Source organism: Butyricimonas muris, assembly GCF_046365375.1.
GTDB classification, from domain to species: Bacteria; Bacteroidota; Bacteroidia; order Bacteroidales; family Marinifilaceae; genus Butyricimonas; species Butyricimonas muris.
In genome coordinates, this window is sequence record NZ_JBKEIT010000014.1 from 1 (window position 1) to 24,446 (window position 24,446).

At 43.2% G+C, this 24,446-nt stretch carries 25 protein-coding genes and 2 pseudogenes; 8 read left to right on the forward strand and 19 right to left on the reverse strand.

Features of this window, described 5'->3' with window-relative positions; genetic code table 11:
- Positions 1–63: 63 nt before the first annotated feature.
- The 7 genes and pseudogenes from ACK8P8_RS19600 to ACK8P8_RS19630 form a co-directional block, all read right to left on the reverse strand.
- Positions 64–1,977 (reverse strand): annotated as a pseudogene (locus ACK8P8_RS19600) (TraG family conjugative transposon ATPase); the annotation flags it as partial.
- Entirely contained in the window at positions 1,974–2,300 is a 327-nt protein-coding gene (locus ACK8P8_RS19605; RefSeq protein WP_005800979.1) for a DUF4133 domain-containing protein, read from the reverse strand. The pseudogene ACK8P8_RS19600 and the gene ACK8P8_RS19605, both read right to left, overlap by 4 nt.
- 11 nt (positions 2,301–2,311) lie before the next feature.
- The gene (locus ACK8P8_RS19610) at positions 2,312–2,608 is read right to left on the reverse strand and encodes a DUF4134 domain-containing protein (protein WP_005800977.1); all 297 of its coding nucleotides are present in this window, start codon (positions 2,606–2,608) and stop codon (positions 2,312–2,314) included.
- 162 nt (positions 2,609–2,770) lie between these two features.
- Positions 2,771–3,397, reverse strand: a complete 627-nt coding sequence (locus tag ACK8P8_RS19615) for a hypothetical protein (protein WP_007665445.1) — start codon at positions 3,395–3,397, stop codon at positions 2,771–2,773.
- 3 nt (positions 3,398–3,400) lie between these two features.
- Positions 3,401–3,844 carry a DUF3408 domain-containing protein gene (locus tag ACK8P8_RS19620; protein WP_007665444.1) on the reverse strand — a complete coding sequence of 148 codons (444 nt, stop codon included), beginning with the start codon at positions 3,842–3,844 and terminating at the stop codon, positions 3,401–3,403.
- Between the two features lies 1 nt (position 3,845).
- Complete coding sequence (locus ACK8P8_RS19625; RefSeq protein WP_005800973.1) at positions 3,846–4,616, reverse strand: ParA family protein; 771 nt, start codon at positions 4,614–4,616, stop codon at positions 3,846–3,848.
- Between the two features lie 14 nt (positions 4,617–4,630).
- Positions 4,631–4,807 carry a hypothetical protein gene (locus ACK8P8_RS19630; protein WP_157448664.1) on the reverse strand — a complete coding sequence of 59 codons (177 nt, stop codon included), beginning with the start codon at positions 4,805–4,807 and terminating at the stop codon, positions 4,631–4,633.
- A 412-nt stretch (positions 4,808–5,219) separates the two neighbouring features.
- Between ACK8P8_RS19630 and mobA the strand changes: the two genes are divergently transcribed.
- The 8 genes and pseudogenes from mobA to ACK8P8_RS19670 all read left to right on the forward strand — a co-directional run bounded on the left by mobA (position 5,220) and on the right by ACK8P8_RS19670 (position 14,550).
- Positions 5,220–5,642 (forward strand): conjugal transfer protein MobA, encoded by a 423-nt coding sequence (mobA, locus tag ACK8P8_RS19635; RefSeq protein ID WP_005800972.1) that lies wholly within the window; start codon positions 5,220–5,222, stop codon positions 5,640–5,642.
- Positions 5,627–6,862 (forward strand): conjugal transfer protein MobB, encoded by a 1,236-nt coding sequence (mobB, locus tag ACK8P8_RS19640; protein ID WP_007665440.1) that lies wholly within the window; start codon positions 5,627–5,629, stop codon positions 6,860–6,862. Before mobA ends, mobB begins: the two co-directional genes overlap by 16 nt.
- A 17-nt stretch (positions 6,863–6,879) precedes the next feature.
- The gene (gene mobC, locus ACK8P8_RS19645; RefSeq protein ID WP_007665437.1) at positions 6,880–8,892 is read left to right on the forward strand and encodes a conjugal transfer protein MobC; all 2,013 of its coding nucleotides are present in this window, start codon (positions 6,880–6,882) and stop codon (positions 8,890–8,892) included.
- Positions 8,893–9,011: 119 nt separating this feature from the next.
- Complete coding sequence (locus tag ACK8P8_RS19650) at positions 9,012–10,067, forward strand: hypothetical protein (protein WP_007665435.1); 1,056 nt, start codon at positions 9,012–9,014, stop codon at positions 10,065–10,067.
- Between the two features lie 3 nt (positions 10,068–10,070).
- Positions 10,071–10,637: a hypothetical protein gene (locus tag ACK8P8_RS19655; RefSeq protein ID WP_005800967.1), complete on the forward strand. Its 567-nt coding sequence runs from the start codon at positions 10,071–10,073 to the stop codon at positions 10,635–10,637.
- A 177-nt stretch (positions 10,638–10,814) separates the two neighbouring features.
- On the forward strand, positions 10,815–12,272 hold the full coding sequence (locus tag ACK8P8_RS19660) for a DUF3945 domain-containing protein (RefSeq protein WP_215710454.1): 1,458 nt from the start codon (positions 10,815–10,817) through the stop codon (positions 12,270–12,272).
- Positions 12,273–12,276: 4 nt separating this feature from the next.
- Positions 12,277–12,472 (forward strand): annotated as a pseudogene (locus ACK8P8_RS19665) (hypothetical protein).
- Complete coding sequence (locus tag ACK8P8_RS19670; protein ID WP_007665430.1) at positions 12,469–14,550, forward strand: type IA DNA topoisomerase; 2,082 nt, start codon at positions 12,469–12,471, stop codon at positions 14,548–14,550. The pseudogene ACK8P8_RS19665 and the gene ACK8P8_RS19670 overlap by 4 nt, the downstream one beginning before the upstream one ends.
- 113 nt (positions 14,551–14,663) lie before the next feature.
- On the opposite strand, the gene ACK8P8_RS19675 is transcribed toward ACK8P8_RS19670, so the two are convergent.
- From ACK8P8_RS19675 to ACK8P8_RS19730, 12 genes are all read right to left on the reverse strand, one after another.
- The gene (locus tag ACK8P8_RS19675; RefSeq protein WP_215710453.1) at positions 14,664–15,182 is read right to left on the reverse strand and encodes a dihydrofolate reductase family protein; all 519 of its coding nucleotides are present in this window, start codon (positions 15,180–15,182) and stop codon (positions 14,664–14,666) included.
- A 399-nt stretch (positions 15,183–15,581) separates the two neighbouring features.
- Positions 15,582–15,860, reverse strand: coding sequence for a helix-turn-helix domain-containing protein (locus ACK8P8_RS19680; protein WP_007665427.1), 279 nt, complete (start codon positions 15,858–15,860; stop codon positions 15,582–15,584).
- Between the two features lie 12 nt (positions 15,861–15,872).
- Positions 15,873–17,915, reverse strand: a complete 2,043-nt coding sequence (locus tag ACK8P8_RS19685; protein ID WP_215710452.1) for a bifunctional DNA primase/helicase — start codon at positions 17,913–17,915, stop codon at positions 15,873–15,875.
- Entirely contained in the window at positions 17,878–18,237 is a 360-nt protein-coding gene (locus tag ACK8P8_RS19690; RefSeq protein WP_044155343.1) for a helix-turn-helix domain-containing protein, read from the reverse strand. Before ACK8P8_RS19690 ends, ACK8P8_RS19685 begins: the two co-directional genes overlap by 38 nt.
- Positions 18,238–18,447: 210 nt before the next feature.
- Positions 18,448–19,308: an RteC domain-containing protein gene (locus ACK8P8_RS19695; RefSeq protein ID WP_410026161.1), complete on the reverse strand. Its 861-nt coding sequence runs from the start codon at positions 19,306–19,308 to the stop codon at positions 18,448–18,450.
- A 142-nt stretch (positions 19,309–19,450) separates the two neighbouring features.
- A complete protein-coding gene (gene arsB, locus ACK8P8_RS19700; protein ID WP_007216076.1) occupies positions 19,451–20,497 on the reverse strand; it encodes an ACR3 family arsenite efflux transporter in 1,047 nt (348 codons plus the stop codon).
- A 12-nt stretch (positions 20,498–20,509) separates the two neighbouring features.
- Entirely contained in the window at positions 20,510–20,938 is a 429-nt protein-coding gene (locus ACK8P8_RS19705) for an arsenate reductase ArsC (protein ID WP_041505344.1), read from the reverse strand.
- Between the two features lie 4 nt (positions 20,939–20,942).
- A complete protein-coding gene (arsA, locus tag ACK8P8_RS19710; protein ID WP_410026162.1) occupies positions 20,943–22,655 on the reverse strand; it encodes an arsenical pump-driving ATPase in 1,713 nt (570 codons plus the stop codon).
- Positions 22,656–22,680: 25 nt separating this feature from the next.
- The gene (gene arsD, locus ACK8P8_RS19715) at positions 22,681–23,007 is read right to left on the reverse strand and encodes an arsenite efflux transporter metallochaperone ArsD (RefSeq protein WP_005655270.1); all 327 of its coding nucleotides are present in this window, start codon (positions 23,005–23,007) and stop codon (positions 22,681–22,683) included.
- A 34-nt stretch (positions 23,008–23,041) separates the two neighbouring features.
- Complete coding sequence (locus ACK8P8_RS19720; protein ID WP_007665416.1) at positions 23,042–23,749, reverse strand: aromatic aminobenezylarsenical efflux permease ArsG family transporter; 708 nt, start codon at positions 23,747–23,749, stop codon at positions 23,042–23,044.
- Between the two features lies 1 nt (position 23,750).
- Entirely contained in the window at positions 23,751–24,194 is a 444-nt protein-coding gene (locus ACK8P8_RS19725; RefSeq protein ID WP_007665414.1) for a nitrophenyl compound nitroreductase subunit ArsF family protein, read from the reverse strand.
- Between the two features lie 9 nt (positions 24,195–24,203).
- The gene (locus ACK8P8_RS19730; protein WP_005800948.1) at positions 24,204–24,437 is read right to left on the reverse strand and encodes a thioredoxin family protein; all 234 of its coding nucleotides are present in this window, start codon (positions 24,435–24,437) and stop codon (positions 24,204–24,206) included.
- Positions 24,438–24,446: the final 9 nt, after the last annotated feature.

The window sequence follows — 24,446 nt, forward strand, 5'->3', positions numbered from 1 at the left end:
ATGTACACTTACCTAATCCCTTGCTAATGGGATTGTTACTTACGCAGCCTTGACGGGCGCACCTTTGATATTGTCCAACTCAAAGACTATAAAGCGTTTGTGCAGCAAATCCAGTTCTTGGTCGGAGTTTAGCAGGTAATCATATTCGCCACCCCGGTAGTAGGGTTCGAGGACATTCAGGAAACCGTCTATATCGAAGTCCTTTTCCCGAACGTTCTTTTCTGCCAGCTTTTGGCGGTATTCGTCCCGTACATACTCATAAAAGGTGTTAAAACAGGGCTTAACCGTCCGGTTGCTGGTAATCCGTTCGATATAGGCACTTACAGCGTTGGACAGGGCGACTTCTTCCGAACGTGTCGGTGCTTCATCGTTCCTTTTCCACAGGGTAAGTATTAACGTCTTGATGCTTTCCTTTTTCTCGATGTCGAAAATGCCATCTTCCACGTAAAACGGGTTAAAGGCTATCGGGTTTTCGTTGGTATAGGTGAAGTAAACCCCATCTTCCCCGTGTGTGCGGTTGTGTATCAACTGGCACAACCCCAAATAACTGTTACCCGTGTCCACCAAAAGCACGTGCGCCCCTTGCTCGTAATATTGCCTTACCATGTGATTGGTGAAGAAACTTTTGCCGCTACCACTCGGCCCCAAAATAAATTTGTTGCGATTGGTCGTAATACCTTTTTTCATGGGCAGGTCTGAAATGTCGATGTGCAGCGGCTTTCCGCTTACCCTGTCCACCATCTTGATGCCGAACGGCGACAACGAACTTTTGTAATTTGTTTCTTCGGTGAAGAAACATAGAGCCTGCCCCAAAAAAGTGTAGAAACTTTCTTCCGCCGGGAAGTCCGCTTCGTTTCCGGGTATTCCCGCCCAAAACAATGTCGGTGTGTCGGTGGTATTGTGGCGTGGTTTACATTCCATCAGTGCCAACTGGCTGCCTACATCGTTCCTGATACGCTTTAGTTCGTCCCGGTCGTCCGACCATGCCATAACATTGCAGTGGCAGCGCACAGAGATAAGCCCTTTGCTATGTGCTTCGTTTAGGTATTCTTCTATCCACTGTTTATTCACCTGATTGGCACGGGAGTAGCGGGAAAGCGAGTGCATATTCCTTGCGGTTTGCTCGAAGTTTTTCAGGTTTTCGGTGTGGTCGTCCAAAAAAATAAACTGGTTGTACACGTGATTGCAGGAGAGCAACACGCCAACGGGTGCGGCAAATGACAGGCGGCAGTCCGAACGGTCGGTGGACAGTTTTTCATAACGGCTGTCCGTACCGACCTTTCCCGGCAAATCTTCCACGTCCGAAAGGGTATGCAGGCATAGTATATCATCCCCGATACGCATATCTTCCGGGTTAAGCTGCATATCTTTCAGGGTGGTGGTGTCCGTTTGTGAAAGCGAGAAATATTTTTCAATAATTCCCGCTTGCCCGTTCTGTCCGGTGATTTCCGGCGTTTCCAGCCGTGTAAGGGTGATAAATCCGCTGTCGTTCATAATCTTTTCAAACTGTCCGACCGCTTCGAGGAACTTATTTACCGTTTCCTTATCTTCTATCTCTTTAGGTATAATCCTACCCCGGCAAAGGGTGGAAAAGTCGCTTTGTCGGCGGCTTTTCTCCTTTGTCGTTTTTGTAAGGAACAGGTAACAGTAATGGTTCAGGAACGGGCGTTCGTTAAAATGACGTTCAAACGAACGGCTTAAAAAACTAAGTTCATCCTTTTGTATATCCGGCTGGTAGTTCTCTTTGATGAAAAAATCCTGTTTGTGGATGATGGAGAAGTCCGGCAATACCTTGATAGCCTTGTACCAAGCCGAATGTATCGCTTCATATTCCGTACTGGTGACGGTGAACAGTTCCGGTAGTTCTACCGAGAAAGCGACCGTAATATCCGCATCTTTGGACACGATGCAGCCGTTTTCCACCGCCAAAAGCGGGAACTTCCGTTCCAATGTGGTAGCCTTTAATGTATTTCTCATTCTTTCTTGCTTTTATAGGTAAATAGTCGGGGAATAGTCCTGCGGTTGATGATAAAGCGGGGATGCCGTTTGCGGGCTGCAATTTTCATCAGCCCGTGTGTGCCGTAGCGTTCATTTAACCGAAAAGTCTGCCATACGAGCAGCAGGGCGGCAGTAACGCCGAACCCGATGCACACCCACTGGTTTACACCTGCCATGAACAGGATAATGAACACTACGAACACGGCAAGCAAGCCGCCCGCAAAGATGAAAAGGTACTGGCTTTTCAATCCTTTAAACTCCACAGGTTTTCCGATACCCCGGTTTACTGGATATTCAGACATAATACATTCTTTTATAAGAAGAAAGAACGTAGGATAGTGGCTGCCACGATAAGGAATATACAAGCCCCAAACCAGCTTGCGGCGACCTTGCTGGTGTCGGGGTCGCCTGATGAAAATTTGTTATAGACTTTTACGCCACCAATCAATCCGCAAACCGCACCCACGGCATACACCAACTTTGTTCCGGGGTCAAAGTAGCTGGTTATCATATTGGTAGCTTCTGTTATACCCGCTTGTCCGTTTCCTTGCGCATACGCACCCATAACAGCGGCAAGGAGAGCCGCCGAAAGAAAGATTTTCTTTTTCATTTCAATTTTGTTTTTAAGCACCGGGCTGGCAGGTGGATAGTCCGCCATGCCCGGCAAGATGAATAAATAAGAATTTTAGTGGTTGGGATAAATCCCGTTTTTTTGCTGTTGGCTGCCAATCAACCGTAATCCCGTTCTTTCATGCTGTTGTACATTTAGAGGTTATAAAAACTCGTTCATATCGAATTTCCGGTATTCTTCGTTTGTCCCGGCTGTTTGCGTGTCGGTGGTCGGTATTGCCGCCGCTTCGTTCCGTTTCAGGAGTTCCGCTACCTTTTCCAATTCGCCGTTGATGTTTGCCACCACTGCATCGTAAAGGTTTGTTCCGGTTATTTGTCCGAGTGTTTCGGCTGCCTGCTGTTTGTCTGCTTCGGCAGGGTTCGGAGTATTTACCGTGCGTACAGCTTCGACCAGTTTTTCAAACTCTACACCCGTAGCCTGTCCCGTTTCATCGTCTGCCATGTACCCGGCGATTTCCTCGTCCTCGTAGTCCGGTTCTTCCGCCGCTTCAAAGGTCATTTCAAAGTCGGTTTCTTCGTTTTCTCCGCCAGCATCGGGCGCAAATGTAGTATCATTTTCAACCGCTTGCGGGAAGTGTCCCAAGATGTCCCCGTTTGTCCTCATTAGTCCACTGCGGAAATGGCTTTCACCCACCAGCGAAGCGGTATTTTCCCGCTTTTTCCTTTCCGGCTGGGGAGCTGTCCGGTTGTTTACAGCCACACGGCGATACCATCCCCACAGGGCAAGGTAATAAACCGCCAGTCCGATGATGATGCAGTATAAGACCATATGCTAAAAAGGTTTGTGAAAATGACTTTCGTACAAGGTGTTTATTTCATCCTGAAATTGCTCGAAATGGCGCAGCAGAATATTTTCCACGTAGCTGCTGGCAGTCGCTTTGCGCCCGCCGATAACCGTTACAATACGCATCAGCTTTTCATGCGTGGTGCGGCTGACGTACAAAGGCTGTCGGTCGGACAATTCCACTTTTTGGAAATAGGTTTCCCGATAGTCACCCGTTCCATTTTTCCGTTTGCGGGCGGCTGGTTTTTCCGTTTGCGGTTGTTCTGTCACCTGTACGACTTCTGCCTGCCTTGTTTCTTTCTCCACTTCCGGCGCATCTTCCTTTGGTGTTGCATCCGGCTGGTCATCCCGTTTAGCGGGTATGCCTTGCGAGATAATTTCTTTCATGAAATTTTCGTCTATCTGCGGTTTTCCGCTGTTCTGTTTTGCCATATCATTTCAATTTGATGTAATACGCTATTTCTGTTACCAGTTCTTCCAAGTTGCTGCCCCTTACCAGCATCCGGCTGGCAGGAAAGAGCGTGGAACGGAACACTGCTTTTTTATCCGTCACCAGTTCTTTTTTGTATCTTTTGGTATCGGGTATAAAAGTTTTCATCAGGGGCAGTTCCAATTCCCGTATAGTGTTGTCATACACGGTGTACAGGTCTGTTTTTTCCCTACCGTCCACCATGTTCCAAAAGAGGTACAGCCCGGCAAGGCGGCAGGCTTCGTTCCGTACCAGCAGCTTGTTGATAGCCACCGCAAACGACAGGCTGCTTTCCAGCACCACTTTGTCGGCGGCTATGGGGGTGAAAATGTAGTCCATACCGGACAGGGAGTTTATTACACCCTCACTGTTTACCGTTCCGGGCAGGTCGAAAAAGACAATATCCGGCACGTTTGCGGCAGCGGTTATATATTCGTCTGCCGTGGCTATCGCTTTTTCGGGGGAACTGCATAGCACGGGATAGGCTTTCTTTCCCAACCGGGTAAATTGTTCATACGCCATGCGCTTGTAATCTTCATCTTCGCCCACCATTTCAGCATCCCGTTTGCGCATCCCGGCGATGGAGTGCTGCGGGTAGTCGCAATCCACGACCACCACGTCATACCCTTTCAGGTAATACAGGTAACTTGCAGCCAGCACGGTAAAAGTGGTTTTGCCTACTCCGCCCTTTTGGGTGGAAAAGGCTACATAAAGGGGTGTTTTCTCGTTTTCCATAATGCTTTCACTTGTTAATGACTGATTATTATATTGTTTTCATTTTTCCTTTCCTGATTGACAGCTTTCTTTCTTGTGTTCACGCTTTCTTGCCATCCATCTTGCTTTGCAGCCATTGGGAAAGATTGTTTTCTTGCTTTCATTCTTTCCTGAAATCCTGCTATCCTGATGTCTTGAAATCTTGTTGCCAACCTTTTTTCCTATCCGGCTTCAAAGGCTGCTTTCTGTCTTTCAATCCAGTTTTCAATCTTGAAATCTGCTACAAATAAAAGAAGAAAAAACACCCGTTTCGAGAAGTGTCCGCAGATGTCCCCATTTGTCCTTATTTGTCCAACAATATGCTATTTTACAGCATTTTAAATCACCGTTACTTTGCAACGGAGTAACAAACCGGAAAGGGCAGGCAGGTGAAAACGGGCGTGTGTGCCGCAGGGTTTACCGTTGCACGCTAACCCCAATCCGTCCGTGACGGATTTTGATTTTCGCAGAGAAAATAGCAAGGTGTGTTTCGTGGCACACGAAACCGTTTTTCGTGCCTCAAAACGCCTTGCCCCTGTCGGGGATAAAAATTACTCCGAAGTCGTAATTTTTAAAGAAAGAAGTATGGAAACAAAGAAGCAAAACAAGGGCGGTCGTCCCACCCTTGATGACCCGGCGAAGCATCGCCATGTGTTGTACCTGAACGACCGGGAGAATGCCCGGTTTCTCTCCCAGTGGGAGCAGTCCGGCGTGACGAGTAAGTCCCGTTTTATTGCCGCCCGTCTTTTCGGCGAACCGTTCAGGGTGGTGAAAGTGGACAAGTCGGCAGTCGAATATTGCGCCCGGCTGACTGAATTTTACGCCCAGTTCCGGGCGGTGGCTGTCAATTACAACCAAGTGGTAAAGGCATTGCACAGCAATTTTTCCGAGAAAAAGGCACTGGCTTTTCTCTATAAATTGGAGAAAGCGACTACTGAACTGGCAGTGTTGAACCGCCAAGTGATTGAACTTACCAACGAGTGTAAAGAACTATGGTTGCCAAAATAAGCACGGGCAGTTCCATGTTCGGCGCACTTGCGTACAACCAAAACAAGGTGGATAACGAGGATGCCAAAGTGCTTTTTTCCAATCGTATGTTACTGAACGAAGATGGAAATTTCAGTATCGGCGAGTGTATGCACAGCTTTGAAATGCAGATGCCCGTTCAGCTTTCTACCAAGAAACCAATCGTTCATATCTCTATCAACCCGCACCCGGAAGATGTACTTTCCGACCAGCAACTTACAGACATTGCACAAGAGTATATGCAGAAATTGGGTTACGGCAATCAGCCTTATTTGGTGTATAAACATGAAGACATCGACCGCCACCATATACACATCGTAGGCTTACGGGTGGACGAGAACGGCAAACCGCTGAATGACAAATTCGAGCATCGGCGCAGCAAACAAATCACCCGTGAACTGGAAAAGAAATATGACCTGCATCCGGCAGAGCGAAAAGAGCGAACCGAACGCCCCGAACTTAAAAAGGTGGATTATGCAGCCGGGGACGTGAAGCACCAAATCGGTAACGCCGTGAAAGGTGCTTGTTACGGCTACCGTTTCCAGTCGTTCGGGGAATATAAAGCCCTGCTTGCCTGCTATAATGTTTATGCCGAGGAAGTCAAAGGGGAAATAAGCGGAAAGCCTTATCAGGGCATTGTTTATTCCGCCATGAATGACAAGGGCGAAAAGGTCGGTAACCCGGTGAAAGCATCCCGTATCGGTAAATCGGTGGGTTATGAAGCACTGGAAAGGCGTATGCAGAAATCCGGTGAAGTGATAAAGGACAAGAACCTGAAAGAGCGTACCCGCCGCACGGTCGCAGCCGTGATGAAAACTGCCGATAACCGTAAGGAACTGGAACGGCAGCTAAAGCAGCAAGGCATAGACGTTCTGTTCCGGCAGAATGACAGCGGACGTATTTACGGTGTTACGTTCATAGACCATGATAATCGGGTAGTGCTGAACGGTTCACGCTTGGGTAAGGAATTTTCGGCGAACGTGTTTAATGAAACGTATTCCGCCGATACCCATTCGCAAAAACCGGAACTTACCTTGCCGCAGGAACGGCAACCGTTTGCCCCCAAAGAGCAACCGACACCCGGTTTTTCCTCTGTCGGCATAGGTGGACTTTTAGGCGGAGCATCCGGCGGGGACGAGCCGCAAGATACCACCAGCCAAAAGAGAAAGAAGAAAAAGAAACGCAACAGACGAATTTACTAATTTAAAAAATTATAATTATGCAACAAGAAGATGATTTGCGGGGACTTGCCCGTGTGATGGACTTTATGCGTGCCATCAGTATTCTGTTTACCGTGATAAATGTTTACTGGTTTTGTTATTCCAGTTTGAAAGACTGGGGTATCACCATCGGCGTGGTCGATAAAATCCTGTTGAACTTCCAGCGGACAACCGGGTTATTCTCCACTATCCTTTGGACGAAACTTTTTGCAGTGGTGTTCCTTGCCCTTTCCTGCATCGGTACAAAGGGAGTGAAAGAGGCAAAAATAACGTGGACGAAGATTTATTGTTTTCTTTCGGTCGGTTTTATCCTGTTCTTCCTGAACTGGTGGTTGCTTGACCTGCCACTGCCACCAGTGGCAAACACAGCTTTTTATATCGCCACGCTTGCAGCAGGTTTTCTTTGTTTATTGGTTGCAGGAATATGGATGTCCCGTTTGCTCAAAAGCAACCTGATGGAAGATGTTTTCAATACCGAGAATGAAAGTTTTATGCAGGAAACAAGATTGATAACCAACGAATATTCGGTAAACCTACCGACACGTTTCTATTATAAAAAGAAATGGAATAACGGGTGGATAAACATTGTAAATCCATTCCGGGCAAGCCTTGTATTGGGTACGCCCGGTTCGGGAAAATCGTATGCCGTGGTAAACTCGTACATAAAACAGCAAATAGAAAAAGGCTTTGCACTCTATCTCTATGACTACAAATTTCCCGATTTGTCGGAGATAGCTTACAATCACCTGCTTAACCATTTAGACGGGTATAAGGTGAAACCGAAATTTTATATTATCAATTTTGACGACCCACGGAAAAGCCACCGATGTAACCCGATAAATGCGGCTTTCATGTCGGATATAGCGGATGCCTACGAAGCCAGTTATACTATCATGTTAAATTTGAATAGAAGCTGGATTGCCAAACAGGGCGACTTTTTTGTAGAAAGTCCCATCATCCTGCTTGCCGCTATTATATGGTATTTGCGTATTTACAAGAACGGGAAGTATTGTACATTCCCGCACGCAATCGAGTTTCTGAACAAGAAATATGCCGATATTTTTACTATCCTGCGCAGTTATCCCGAACTGGAAAACTATTTAAGTCCGTTCGTAGATGCTTGGGAATCAGATGCACAAGAGCAGTTGCAGGGGCAAATTGCATCGGCGAAAATTCCGCTTTCCCGTATGATAAGCCCTGCCCTGTATTGGGTAATGACAGGTGATGATTTTTCGCTGGATATAAACAACCCGGCAGAACCCAAAGTGCTGGTAGTGGGTAACAACCCCGACCGTCAGAATATCTATTCCGCCGCTTTGGGATTGTACAATAGCCGTATTGTGAAGCTGATAAACAAGAAAGGACAGCTTAAAAGTTCCGTAATCATAGACGAGTTGCCGACCATCTATTTTCGGGGATTGGACAATCTGATAGCCACCGCAAGGTCGAACAAGGTTGCCGTACTTTTGGGCTTTCAGGATTATAGCCAATTAACAAGAGACTACGGCGACAAGGAAAGCCGGGTAATCCAAAATACAGTCGGTAACGTTTTCAGCGGTCAGACAGTAGGCGAAACGGCGAAAATACTTAGTGAACGTTTCGGAAAGGTACTTCAAAAACGGCAAAGTATGACTATTAACCAGCGGGAGAAATCAACGTCCATCAGCACACAGATGGACAGCCTGATACCAGCCAGTAAAATAGCCAATTTGACACAGGGAATGTTCGTGGGTGCAGTGGCGGATAATTTCGATGAACGCATTGAGCAAAAGATTTTCCATTGTGAAATCGTGGTGGATAATGAAAAAGTGAAACGTGAAACCGCCCGTTACGTGAAATTGCCGCAGATAATCGACTTCACGGACAAGGACGGCAACGACCGGATGCAGGAAGAAATACAAGCCAATTACGACCGCATCCGGCAAGAAGTCCGACAGATTGTAGAGGATGAAATCACCCGTATAAAGAATGACCCCGATTTATGCCACTTGATTAAAGACTGTGAGGAATAATATACTGATTTAGTTGATTTTGTACTTATATACCTTATTATCAACAAAAAACAAATACAAAAAAATGATAATGACAGAAATATGCCTACTTTTGTATTATAAATTTATAGATATATACTATGGGCTTTGAAAATAAAGAGGAATTTAGACCAATTCTTACTACTGCTAAAGAATTATTAATAGCCAGTGGTGAAGTGGAGCTTGTGAAAATATTGAATAGTGCAGAATTATCGGTAATACAGACAAGTTATGATAATTGGAATGGTGGTATATATTACTATACCATGTATGTAAATGTTAGTGTTCCTGATTTTGTAAGATTGCAATCTTGTAATATTGAAGATATAGAGAAACGCATTTTAGAAGCTATAAACACTGCTTCTCGTTCTATTGATGATGAAGTGGTGGGGCAAGTTTTGATAACACCAAAATCTGTTGCTAAAGTGGATTGGAGTTTATTAGATGGTATATCAAAAAAAGATTTAGAAAATAAAATTGAATATTTAAGAAATGTAATGGTTTCTGTTGCAACAGGTGGGCAGAGAATACAAGATGTTGAAAAAGAATACTCTCAAATATACAATCAGGTTGCTATTTCTCTTAAAAAAATAGATGTTGAAAATCCTAATCCATTTAAAAGTTTATGGGACTGGTATGGAAAATGGCGTAATGATTTTCCTAAATACCAAGAAAGAAGAGATTATATTAGAAAAATGTACGAACCTGTTGTGTCTTTATTTTCAGAAAATGAAGATAGCAGAATAGTCGATATAAAAATTGATTTATCAGACTGGGATAAAATAAAGCGTAATATCATAGAAATTAAGAAAAGAGAAGCACAAGCGGTTGTTGAAGAACAATATCAGGCGGTTGGAATGCTATGTCGAGAGGTGATAATTTCATTAGCGCAAGCAGTATATATTCCCGAAAAACATATTTCTTTAGATGGGGTAGAAATAAGTAAAACGGATGCAAAAAGAATGTTAGACGCATATATTGCTGTAACTCTTGCAGGAAAAGAAAGTGAAGAATTGCGTTCTTATGCAAAAGTTACCAATAAATTGGCTAATGTATTAACACATAAAAGGACAGCGACTAAGCAGGAAATGTTATTATGTACTTCTGCCACATTAGCATTGATTAATTTAATAGGTGTTCTTGAAGAAAAATTTTAAGTTATGGGATTATATGTACAATCTTTAAATAATATTCCGCAATCAGCACATAGAGATTATTATATCTATTTGTTAGATTATGGGTGGAGCGAACCATTAGGAAATGCTTTAATGAATAACTACGAAAAAATGGCTCAATTAGCGGCTGAAAATGATGCAGTTGTTATTCGTGGAACTCATAGAGTTCATTTTGAAGATGAAGTTTTATCGTGGCATCATATTAATGGAGAAAATGCAGAAGATTTACTTCCAGCTATACTTATTACTAATAGACATCCTTATCTGTTTAAAGAAAGCTATGGAAATACAAATTCATGTATTGAAGATGATTTAAAGATGATATTAGTTCCTTTGAAGAAATTTTGTTCGACAACAACTGATGTAATATCGTTGGTAGAAAAAATGTTTAATGATATAAAAGCACATAAAGACCTTAAAGATTTTAGGGTATATAAAGAAATGAAAAAAGGGTTGGGGCATGCCCTTGCTGATGCTATTATTCTTGAACCAAATTTTGGTGGTATAGGTTTTAGCTTTTCTAAAATGATTAATTATTTTAGAAAAAAATAAATTTTTCAAATGTTTATTAGAAAAGCAGCTTGATACATTCAGGCTGCTTTTTTTGTGGACTTCTGCGGACAAGTAAAGACTAATGCGGACACCTGCCGCCTGTTTCTCAAATATAGCATATTTAGTCCTTACTTTTGACCGGGACTTTTCCCGTAAACCACTAAAATTCCTGTAATTATGGATGAAAACAGAATGAAACCGTCCGTTTCGGACGGACAAAAAAACGATGTCCTGCTTGTACATGACAAGCGGGCAGGTACGGTGAACGTTGTTAAAGGAGTAGATACGGACGGCAATTTACAGACCGTCCCACCTACGCAAAAACACGCCAGCGAGTTTATGCGGGTAGATAACAATTCCGACCCGTTTACCAATTTCTTTTCCAATTTTTACCGAAAAATCAACGACACCGAGGGACTGGGCTTTTTCCGGTGTAACTTTTCGGTGGTGGAACAGAACGCCGAAGCCATCCGGCAAGGCAACAAACAAGGTGAAATGCTTCGTGTCCCGAAACCCGATTTCCACGAGTTCCCCAAGAACCAGTACCGCATCGACCCAGCAAAAATTGACTGGGAGAGCCTGAAAAAAATCGGCATTACCGAAGAAACCCTGAAAAAAACAAAGAACCTTGACCGGATGCTGCGGGGATATAAGTCCCGTAATTTATTCCGGGTATCAGGTCAGGCAGGCGATTTCTACCTGACACCTACCGATGCAAAAATTTCATTGTACACGGCACAGGACGGTACGGTCAAATTCAAACTGCACGGCATCCAAAATGATGAAAAGCAACTGCAACGCCCGTTCCATGAATACAAGTTCAATGACAAGGAACAGAAAAATTTACAGGAAACGGGTAATTTGGGCGAAGTCGTAAAAATCAAAGACCCGAAAAGTGGAGAACAAATTCCGGTATTCATCAGCCGGGACAGGGAAACGCACGAACTGGAATATATGCGTGCGGATAAACTGCGCATCCCGGACGAGATTTGTAAAGCTAAAATTACCGACCAGCAAAAAGAAGATTTTGCAGCAGGTCGCCCCGTAAAAGTGGACGGTATGACAGACAAGGACGGTAAGACATTCTCTGCCACCTTACAGGTCAGTGCCGTGGAACGTGGCATTGAATTTTTGCCGAAAGGGTTTCAACAAAACCAGCAGCAACAGCAGGGACAAAACCGCAAACCTTATCAATGGGTGGATGAAAACGGGAATATCCGTGCGCCGAAAACCATTGGCGGCGTTCCTCTTACTGAAGAACAACAGAAGAAATTCGCCGCTGAAGAAGCCATTTATGTAAAAGGGATGGAAAAAGACGGGCAAGACCAGCCTTATAACGCTTATATCAAATTCAATCGGGAGAAAGGCAAACCGGACTTTTCCCGTGCCAACCCGGATAAGGCACAAGCAAAAGAAATCGTTCCGGCAACAGAGAGCCGCACGCAGGTAGCCGTCAATTCAGACGGTAAAACCAACGAAGCGACTAAGCACCAAAAAGAGCCGCTAAAGCAGGGACAACAGAAACCTACTGCCGGGCAAAAACAGAACCGGGTGAAGAAAGAGCAGCAGGAACAGAAAGCGGACAAATCGCTGAAAGCCGACAAGCCCAAGAAGTCCAAAGGAATAAAATTATAAAGGTATGCAGCTAATCTATATTATAGCTATTCTGTTTGTCGTTCCTGATTTTCTTTATAGTCTTTTCTCTGAAAATCGACTGGAAAGAAATTGACAGGAACAACCGACAGTATTACGTGAATGGCTATCATATTTATTATGACCGTAAAATTTTACGGAAAATCAATTCAGTAACAAACCATAAAAAAGAAACGATATGATTGCATTGATAGCAGAAAAACCGAGTGTTGCCAAAGATATAGCCCGTATAATCGGTGCTACGCAGAAAAATGACGGCTACCTTTCAGGTAACGGGTATCTCGTTACCTGGGCGTTCGGTCATTTAATCCAGCTTGCCATGCCGGAAGCCTACGGCGTTGCCAACTTCCGCAGGGAAAGCCTGCCGATTATCCCGCCAGAGTTCCGGCTAATTCCCCGGCAGGTGAAAGCCGATAAAGGCTATAAAGCAGACCCCGGTGTATTGAAACAACTGAAAGTAATAAAAGAGGTGTTCGACCAATGCGACAAGATAGTTGTTGCCACTGATGCAGGGCGAGAGGGAGAACTTATCTTCCGGTATATTTACCTACATTTGGGTTGCCGTAAACCTTTTGTACGCCTATGGATTAGCAGCCTAACCGACAAAGCCATCCGGGAGGGCATGGAGAAACTGCAACCGGGCAGCCAGTACGATAACCTTTACCGTTCTGCACAGGCACGCAGCGAAGCCGATTGGCTGATAGGTATAAACGCCACCCAAGCGTTAAGTGTTGCAGCCGGGCAGGGCGTGTTTTCACTGGGACGTGTACAGACCCCTACGCTGGTAATGATATGTAACCGTTTTTTGGAGAATAAGGATTTTGTACCGACCAAATTTTGGCAACTAAAAGCCGCCACTGCCAACGGCGGGGTCAGTTTTTCCGCCCAGTCGTGTGCCAAGTGGGAGCAACAGCCGGAAGCCATTGCAGCATTGCAAAGGGTAAAAGCTGCCGGACAGCTTACGGTAAAATCCGTTGAAAGAAAAGAAACGAGCCAAGAACCGCCGCTTTTGTATGACCTTACCACTTTACAAAAGGAAGCCAACAGTAAACTGAACTTTTCGGCAGATAAAACGCTTTCCATAGCGCAAAGCCTTTATGAAAAGAAAGTGATGTCCTACCCAAGAACCGGAAGCCGTTATATATCGGAAGATGTGTTCGAGCAGATGCCGCAACGTGTCGCCCTGTTGGAACAATACACCCGGTTTGCCGGGTATGCTGCCAGCCTGAACGGTTGCGCCCTTAACCGCCATAGTGTTAATGATAGAAAAGTGACCGACCACCACGCTTTAATTGTCACCGAGAACTTGCCGGGTGACCTTTCCACGGACGAACGAGCCATTTACGAACTGGTTGCAGGGCGTATGCTGGAAGCCTTTTCAGGCAAATGCGTAAAAGATGTTACTTCCGTCCTGCTTTCAGCGGATGATACCGATTTTACCGTTAAAGGGTCAGTGATGAAAATTCCCGGTTGGCGTGGAATATTCAGCGAGCCGGAAACGGCAGAAGATGGTGAAAACGCCATGCTGCCGGAACTCCAAGAGGGTAACATATTACCGCTTTCCGGCGTGGACTTGTTGGAAAAACAAACCAAACCCAAACCGCTGCACACAGAGAGTTCACTATTGGCGGCTATGGAGAATGCAGGCAAGGAACTGGAAGATACCGAATTGAAAGCCAGCATGAAAGATGCCGGGATAGGCACGCCAGCAACAAGGGCGGCTATAATTGAAACATTGTTCGCCCGGCAGTACATCGTTCGGGAAAAGAAAAGCCTTGTTCCCACAGATAAGGGACTTGCTGTTTATAAAATAGTAAAGGACAAAAAAATAGCTGACGTAGAAATGACGGGTATGTGGGAAAACGCCCTTTCCAAGATTGAAACAGGCGAAACCGATGCTGCCACATTTCATAAGGGCATAGAAGTGTACGCCCGGCAAATCACAGCGGAACTGTTAGACGTGCAGCTATCCTTTGCCAGTGGCGAAACCTGCCCTTGTCCTAAATGTGGAAACGGTCGTATTCTTTTTTACCCTAAAGTTGCCAAATGTTCAAATGTAGATTGTACGCTTACCATTTTCCGGAACAAATGCGAAAAGGTACTGACGGATAAACAAATTACCGAACTGGTATTAAAGCGGAAAACCGGAATAATCAAAGGTTTCAAAGGCAGGAACGGGAAACCGTTTGATGCTTCGCTGATGCTGGACGAACAGTTTAATATAGGTTTTGTGTTCCCTGACAAGAAAGGGAAGAAATAACTAAAAAACACTATCTTTGCCACCGAAGTTCCGTTACCAATAGGTTTTTAAGCTATGAATAACAGGAATTTTAGTGGTTGCGCCCGGAGGGAAACCGGGCGCATTTTTTTTTATTACAAATTTTTATCAAACTGATATGTCGAGCAAACCACACCGCCATCCAGTACCTTGCTTTCTGACAGCTTCCATTCTGAACCGAATGTTTCTCCCAAAAATCCAATGCCTTTTCCCAACATAACAGGAACAGTGTACACCGTTAGACTATCCAACAATCCCGCTTTTATCAGCGAGGTAAGCAATTTTCCGCCACCTATCACTAATATATCACTATCCTGTTTTAGTTCATCTATTTTAAAAAAAGGATTGTCTAACAGAAATTCCACATTGTAATTTCGGGTAACATTATTGTGGTAGTGGGACACCACAAAAGACCGTTGGCTTTTGTACGGCCAACCACCCCAATGTTTGAAAAGATATAGATAAGTATTTGCCCCCATCAGCAAATTATCCGCCATTTCATATTCTTTATTCAATAAAAATTTGACCTCTTGGGGTATCCAATCCAATTCTTTGTCGGGCGGTGCAATAAATCCATCGAGAGATACGGCAATATAGCTTTTTATCTGCTTCATATAATAAGGTATTAAACAGTTGATAATCTTTATCCAAACTGCCCGCCAATACCTCAAAAAAGAAGCGTGAACTTACACTGCTCCAAAGTAGAGGTACTGGCAATACCTTTGAAACGGGACAGGCAAGCCCACGCTATGACAAAGCATAGCATAAGCATTGCGCTGAAATCTCGTTTCATTTTGAAAAGTGCCAGTTTTCTACTTTGAGATATTCGGCGAACGAATATGTTATATATAAAGACGACTTCCCAGTTATTTGTTCAATCGCCGTTATTCTCTTATGTTACTTTTGCAAAGTTAAGGAAAAGCCCTGATATTCGCAGTATAAAATAAAGAAATCCTGCCTTAATCGTTATATAAAGCAGGATTGGAATATAACAAAACAATCTGTCAGAAAGCCTAATCCGTTCGTTCACGGATTAGCTGGTGTACATCACTTTCACGGTAATAACATCGTCCGTCCAGTGTCAGATAGGGCAATATCCCTTTCTTGCGGTAACGTTGCAAAGTTTTAGCACTCACTTTCAACAGTAGGCATAAATCCTGATTGTCCAGTAAGCGTTCGCCGTCTAAATAATTATGTCCGCCTACCAAGCGGTCTATCTTTTTGTCCTGCATATCGAACCTATCCATGATACGTTCCATCCATGCTACGAAATCTTCTCTATTTATATACATAGGGCTGCCGGATTAAATTAAACCAATCATGTAATAACTTTGGTTGGACGGGTCTTTAATGATAATGTCCCGTTCCCGCATAAAGCGGATATAACTTTTTGCGGTACGTTCTTTTACGTCCAAAACCTGCTGCAACTGTTCGCAAAGGTCTATATAGGTGATATGGGTTTGCCGCCCGAAAATATCACGGGCAACGCTTACCAACTCCTTTTCTTTGCGTTTTTCCTTTTCTTCACGTGGCTTTTCTCCTTTGTAAACGTGCATCCCGGCTACCTTGTCCCAAGCAAAGAGCATCAGGGGAACGTCCAACGGGCTGCCGTCCCTTACTTTCAGTGCTTTCACCACCGACTGCGTGGGTTCTTCGTCCTTTTCTATCGACAAAATGGTAGCTGCTTTGCGCTGTAATTCACTACCCAAGTGTCCACGTAGTTTTAATCCGTTTGGAACGAAGTGCAGCACGCAAAGAATACAGGTATTATAAATTCCAGCTAATCGGTATAATTCATCTATTACTGCTACACTTTCCGCTTCATCATTCGCACTTTTTACAAGGTCGGCGATGCCGTCAATAACTACCAACTGGATGCCGCCGTACTGGTAATAAAATTTATCCATACTTTGAACAATAGCGTGCAGGCGTTCTTTACGGGACATACCCGTCAGGCAGAATGCTTTCAGTTCTTCCGGCTTATCCGGTTGCTTGGCACGGGCTAACAAGTTGCTTACGTTCTTGAATAGTTGCACTTCCGACTGTTCCGTATCATATAACAAAACCGCCTTATGTTTGCCGTTAGTTGCTATCTGTATGCCGAGTGTGTCCACTTCTGCCCCTGCCGGACAGATACACCCTGCCACCATTGCAGCAACATAATTACTTTTTCCTGTACCTTCGCCGCCAGTGATGCCGAACAGGTTGCCTTGTGTTCCCAGCGGAACGTCCCCGGCGGAGATTATCACCTGCGCTTTTGCCGGTGGATTATTAAAGTCTATTTCGCACGATTTAAGCATAATCAATGTATCACTATAAAGGTTGTCTAAAAAATCAATGAACAGTTTAAGGAAATTTTCACGGGTATTTCCCGCTTTGAAATAATCGGAAATATCCTTTTCCTCTTTCGTGCCGGGAAGTGGCAAAAGCAGCCGTTTTACCCCAAATTCTTCCAACTGTTTTTCCTGCTTTCGTGCGCTTTCCTTGCCCGTCTTATCGGTATCATATAGCAAGATTATATGTTTGAAGCGGAACGTTAGTTTATAAATCAGGGTAGGCGGGATAGTCACCGTTTCACTGTTAAAGCAGATAGCGTGAAAACCGTGTGCTGCCATTGCCATGACATCTTTTTCACCACCCGTGATAAATAATGTATCACCTTTTGCGGGTAGTTGTTCCAGCCCGAAACAATAATTTTCACCGAAGCTGCCGCCATACAGAAAGCGGGTTTTCGAGAATGGACGATATAGTTTTATATATCGTTTACTTTTATACCCGTACATCGGTTCTGCCACGGACGAAGTATAAGTAAACGGTGTACCATCCGCCGTTTCACTTTGAAAATCCCGCAGAGAACAAACCTTATACAGTTCTAAAATCTCCGGGGTGATGCCGTATTGTTGCCAGTACATCAATTCGGCAAGCGGAAATTTTTGTTCTCTGAACTGATAGGGTTTACTTTCCTTTTCGGGTGTTTCTTTCGATATTAGTTTCTCCGTCCGGTAAGAAGTACGGGTAACAGGTATCGGGTTGCCTGCTACCAGCCCAAGCCCCAAATCCCGGTCGATGGTTTCCAATATTTCCACAAAGTCCACCGGATTGTTACAATCCAGTCCTTTGAGTTGCCCCACGAAAAAGAAACAATCACCGCTATAACTGTCGTTGCCGAAGTCTTTCATTTTATAGTTACCATTCCGGCGGTCGAAATAGATATTGCACGATGCCTTGTTATCCTCATAAAGAGGGTTCAGGAAATTGCGACCTATCCGCCAGTTACCCGGTATATAGTGCTTGAACACGGATAGCCCGTTATTTGTCCTTTCTAAGATTTCTTCTTTCCTTAACATATAGCTGATGGTTGGTTATCAGGTCTTGAATGTTCTCTTTGTTACTTCTTATCAGGCGTTCTTCCAGCATCCGTTTTACTTCGCTGATTTTGTAGAAGTAACGCCCTCGGATATTGGAATACGCAATAGTTCCAGCCACCCGCAGGCGTTGAAGTGTCTTTTCGCTGATTTTCAGGAAAGTGCAGACTTCGTAACTGTCCACCCAAATTTCATCCTCATTAGTGCTTTCCGCTTCCATGTGGTTGAAAATGTAATCCGCAATAGCGGTAATTTTGTTGTCTAATTCCTTATAGGCTTTTGACTCGAATGTTATTATCTCCATATTGCTAACTAATTGATTTGCCGCAAAGTTGGAGCGTTTGAAAAAATAAATCTTCCAACCTTTTTCCAAGTTGGAAGATTTATTTTTCGGAGTAATTACAGGTAAAACAAGGAAAAAATCACCTGTTTTTCGCAATAATAAAGAAAAAATAGAGTATGGAGCGAGTGAAAACAAAAACAACCAAGTTGGCAGGAACTTGGTTGTTTTTATTTATAGGTTATCATCTTCATCCATCTTTTTAAGCAGGCTTTTTATTAAGCTGTTTAGAAATGAAGTCCGGTCTTTTTTTCTGTCTTTCATGGTTATGTAAGTTCGGTAATAGTCGCCTAAGTCGATTTGAAACGATGCTTCCATAAAAGTCATAATTTCTTTTATATCCGCTTGTCCGTTATTCAGAATACCCGCCGCATATATAGCGTAGCCTAATTCTACGGCTGCTATTTTTGTTGCAGTCCACCGGAAAGGGTGTTCCGGCAAGAAAGACCGACTTTTTGCGATGATTACTTGCTTATCAACTCCATGTAACTTTTTATTCAGATAAATACAAAGCATATCATTCGCTAATATTTGTGCTGCTTTGTGGTCGTAACAAGTGGAAAATTCCGGGTCACGGTCATAAGGTACACAATTCGGACATAGCTTAAAATCAATATGCCCCCGTACAAAATAATGACTATCTAAGTGGGTCGCTTTAGAACGGTAATATTGGTAAAAATCCAAATTACTTTCAAAATAGGAAGTCAATTCATCCAATCTGTCGTTATAATACTTTTTTAAGACTTCAATGCTTCCATACGGTTTTCGCATTTCGGTATTGTAAATCTCTGTAAAATATAATAATCTACTCAATACTTCCGGTTTGATGTGTTTGAAGAAATAAATTTCTTCTTCCTTGTTACTGAAAGGATGATTGACAATACAAGTTCTCATATCTTCGAGTGACCGTTGCAGAAACTCTACGACATCGAGAACTACCTCTATTGAAATATTCCAGTTATCAACATCTATTTTTTCATAGATAGTACAGTCTATGTTTTTTATAAATTCTTCAAAATTAATTTCATTGTTCATGTTATTACGGTTGTCTTAATGCCGAAAAATGTATCTTTATTCTGACTTTTGTAAAAGGCAGAATGCCGGAAACGTTAGGAACAAACATTTCCAGCACCAAGCCTTTTTACGATAAAGTTAGATTAGGACTTTTGCCCTATTGTTATTTTGTAGCCGGAAACCAGCTTCGTGTGTTATTGGCAATCCTTACTAACATCAACATCACCGGAACTTCGACCAGCACGCCCACCACCGTAGCCAATGCAGCCCCGGATTGTAAACCAAAAAGAGAAATAGCCACAGCAACCGCCAATTCAAAGAAATTACTTGCCCCAATCATTCCGGCAGGTGCGGCAACATCATGGGGTAATTTCCACCATTTCGCCCAACCGTAAGCAACGAAGAATATCAGAACCGTTTGCAACACAAGCGGAACTGCAATCAATAAGATATGCAGGGGATTGTTCAGTATCGTTTCTCCTTGAAATGAAAACAGGATAATAAGCGTTAATAGCAATCCACCTACCGTATAATTATTAAATTTCTTAATAAATACGTTATTGAAATATTCCACACCTTTGCGGCGGATAACCATTATTCGGGTAATGACCCCGGCAGCAAGTGGTATCACAACAAACAGCCCCACGGATAGCAACAGAGTGTCCCACGGGATAGATACGCCACCAACTCCCAGCAGGAAAGCAACGATAGGGGCAAACGCTACCAATATGATTAAATCGTTCACTGCCACTTGTACCAGCGTATAAGCGGCATCCCCTTTAGTAAGGTAACTCCACACGAACACCATAGCTGTACAAGGTGCAGCCCCCAATAATACCGCCCCGGCTAAATATTCTTCGGCTAATCCGGCAGGTATAAAGGCTTTGAAAACCACATAGAAGAACAAATAAGCTATTCCGAACATGGTAAATGGCTTTATCAGCCAATTTGTAACGCAAGTGACTATTATTCCTTTCGGACGCTTGCCAACATTCTTAACACTTTGAAAATCCACTTTTAGCATCATCGGATAAATCATTAACCAAATCAGGATTGCCACGGGTATAGACACGTTGGCATATTCAAATTTGCTTAATGTTTGCGGAATTGCCGGAAGCCATTGTCCCACGGCAATTCCAATAATGATGCACAAGGCAACCCAGATAGTCAGGTATTTTTCAAAAAATCCAATTCCTTGTTTCTTTTCCATAACAACAACTATTTAGCTTAATTGTGGTCTTAATTCTTTCAGGTAGAAGTCATAGAAACGGGCTTTTATCTCATCCCGTACCCGATGAAATTCACTGTTTATAAACTCCGGCGTTCCGGTTGCTTCCGAGGGGTCGTCAAATCCTATATGCAGCCTATTTCTTACTTCACCCGTAAACATCGGGCAGCTTTCGTTTGCCCCACCACAGACCGTAATAACATAGTCCCATTCCTGCCCTATATATAGGTTTACACTTTTAGGGGTATGGTGGGCTAAATCTATACCCATTTCATCCATAACCTTTACCGCCATCGGATTAACCTTTTCAGCAGGTTTTGTTCCTGCTGAAAAGACATCCAGTTTATTGTCAAATGATTGTAAAAAGCCATGTGCCATTTGGCTGCGGCAGCTATTCCCTGTACAAAGAATTAAAATCTTCATGTTTTTAGTTATTTTTCCAAGCTATCAGGGCAGCATTTCCCTTTGACAATTCTTCTACTTTCTTAATCCAAACCAATTCATTTTGCGCCTTTGCCCGCAAGAAAGAATTTTCGGTGTCAGTTAATGACAAGCAAGCATTCACGACCCACCATTTATTATTAATCCCGGCACGTTGTAAATCCATTTGCAAACGTTCGGCTTCAAATACGGGTGTTGCTTCGGGCAGGGTCACAATAACGACTTCTGTTTCCTGCTGGTTTCTCAAACGTGGTAACAGCTTTCTTACGGAAGCGGGAGTGTCGCCATGTGTACGTTGTACTTCTTTATGGTAACTTTCCGTTGCATCCAGCAATAACAAAGTGTGTCCGGTGGGTGCGGTGTCAATTACTACGACTTCATTTTCTGCTTTATCGACAATTTCAGCGAAAGCCCGGAATACTGCAATTTCTTGCGTACACGGTGAACGTAAATCTTCCTCTATATATTCCATATCTTCGGCAGTCATTGTTTCCGCAGCTTTACTGCGAACCTCGTTTTTATAGGCTTCCAACACTTCCGCTTCGTCAATCCGGCTTACCGTAATGCCAGCCTGAACAGCAAGGTTATAATTCAGATGGTTTGCCGGGTCAGTGGTGGTAAGATGCACCTTTGCACCCAGTTTTGTTAATTTCAGGGCTATTTCAGTGGCTAAAGTGGTTTTTCCCACGCCGCCTTTTCCCATAGTAAAAACAACCCTTTTTCCTGATTGATAGAGGTCGTTTACCAGTTCATCCATCCCTTTGGCATCGGTAATCCGCTGATAGTTCGCATCATTTATTAAATTATCATTGTAAAGCATCCGGCGGATATTCGCAATATTAGATAAATTGTATGACCGTAAAGGAACATAATAAGACGGATATTCCAGCAGTTCCGCAGGGGTCTGTTTCAGGGCATTTTGCTGCCTGTCATATATCTGTTTCGATACGTTATCGGCTTCATCTAATTGCAGCAAAAGCCCGTTGATTACCAATAGCTGGTTTTTAATTCCCAGTAATTGCAATTCATGTGAAGAACGGGCGGCTTCTTTTAATGGTGCGATTTCAGGACGGCTAACCAATACTAAGCGGGTTGCGTTTGCATCCGAAAGTGTTTCAACTGCCTGCTTATAGATACCTTTCCGTTCTTCCAAACCGGATAATTGACCTAAGCAAGATGCACCGTGCGTACTCTCACTAATAAATGTACTCCACGCTGATGGTAGTTGTAACATTCGTAACGTGTGTCCCGTGGGGGCTGTATCAAAGATAATATGGTCGTATTCTTTTGCTTTATCGGCATCCGTGATAAAATCGGAAAACTGGTTGAAAGCCGCAATTTCTACCGTACAAGAGCCTGAAAGTTGTTCTTCCATATTCTGAATTACACTTTCGGGCAGTTGTCCCCGGAAAGGAGCAATAACGCTTTCCCTGTATTCGGCTGCGGCTTGTTCCGGGTCGAGATTAACGACCGTTAAGCCGGGTACTTCTTGAATATCCGTGCCGTGTCCGTTCAGTGTTTGATTAAACACATCTTGCAGGTTTGAAGCCGGGTCTGTACTGATAAGAAGTATTTTCTTTCCATTATCTGCCAAGCCTACCGCAGTAGCACAAGCAATCGAAGTTTTTCCTACACCGCCCTTTCCGGTGAAGAAAAGGTATTTCGTCAAATCTATATCTGATAAATTAAATGTTTTCATTTTTATATAATTAGCTGGTGAATACTCATTTTACTGGCATAAAATCCAAATTGATACCCGTCCATTCACTCATTTGTTTGGTGGTAGGATAGGTTTTTGAAACAGCGATTTCGCCGTCCACTAAAGTAATAGGCAGTGCATCCGCCCCATGTTTTTGCAGATGCTCGTTTACTGTTTTATTACTTACATACACTTGCGGTTCGTCACGTAAATTGTGACGGGTAACGATGATACCCTGTTTCTTCAATGTTTCAATAACAACCGCAATACGCATTAATTCAGGGTCAATATTTGTTCCACAAAGACCCGTAGGGCAACACATTGCCGGGTCGAAAATTTCTATCTTTTTCATACTGTTTTTATTTAAAATGATACTCTATGTTTATTTATAGATAAAAGACTACTGCATAATAAATTCCTACCGCAATAAAGAGGATGGCAACTATTTTACGAAACCATTTCTCGAATATTTGCATCCGGTTATAAAACTTACCCAGTCCGGCAACACTGTACGCTAAAATCCATGCAACAAGGATTACGGGTAATCCCGTAGCAATAGCGTAAATTACAGGTAAGAGATACCCACCCGTTTCCGCTGCTGACAAAGGCATAAGCATACCGAAATAAAATACTCCACTGGTAGGACAAAAAGCAAGGGCGAATAAAATACCCAATAGCATAGCCCCCCAACCGCCTTTCGTCCTCTTTTTCAAACTTTCACCGCCGATATTGATTTTCGGTAGATTGAGTTTTATTATATCGAGCATAAATATTCCAATGATAATTAACGCCGGAGCAATCAGCATTTCCCCGTACTTGCTTACGGCTTTTTGAACCATAAACATACTTGCTCCCTCACGGAGAATAGGGATAAGGATAAAGCCAAGAACCGTATAGCTTACTATTCTGCCGAAAGTATAAAGCAATCCGTTTATAAATATCCGGTGATGGTTTTCTATGTCCTTACTAATAAATCCTATTGCCGTTATGTTGGTCGCTAACGGACACGGGCTGACCGCCGTTAAAATCCCCAATATAAAAGCTGTAATAGCAGGAATAGAACTGTTATCTAATAGCGATTGAAGAAAATCCATCTTACAACTGTTTTAACAATTCGTCAATCTTGCTTTTAATTCCCTCTTTAAACTTGTCCGGTGCATTTTTCGCATTGGAAAAACTAAACTCGGTCATGTTGTTTACATTCTCTTTGCCGTCTTTCCAGCCGTTTACAAACAAAGACGACCATGTAACTTCGTACTTGTCTGCAATCGCTTCATTTTCTTTCTTTGAAATATCTATCACTTTATAGATAATTTTACCGTCTGCTTTTTCTTTTGAATAAAGGCTATCCAAAAGGGCTACTGTATTTGTTTCTATCGCCCGGCAAGTGATACACCGTTGCGCTCCATGAAAATAAAGAACCTCTATGCGGTTAGACTGTATTTCTTCCGCTTGATTTTCTCCGGTCTTTTTCTTTGAACCGTTACCACAGGAAACTAAGACCAGCGTTGCAATCAGTAGATAAAATAATTTTCTCATAGTTCATTTTTATTTGGTTATCAACTCTTTTACTTCTGCAAGGGATAACTTTTTCCCGGCTGATACGACTTTCTCGTCAATCACCAAAGCCGGAAGCCCTAAAATGTTATACTCCATGATTTTCAATAAATCTTCCTCTTTGATAAGGGTTGCATCGCAACCTAATTCTGAAATAGCTTGTTTGGTAGTTTCGTACAAGGCTTTACAGCTTGAACACCCAGTTCCTAATACTTTAATTTCCATTGTCATTCT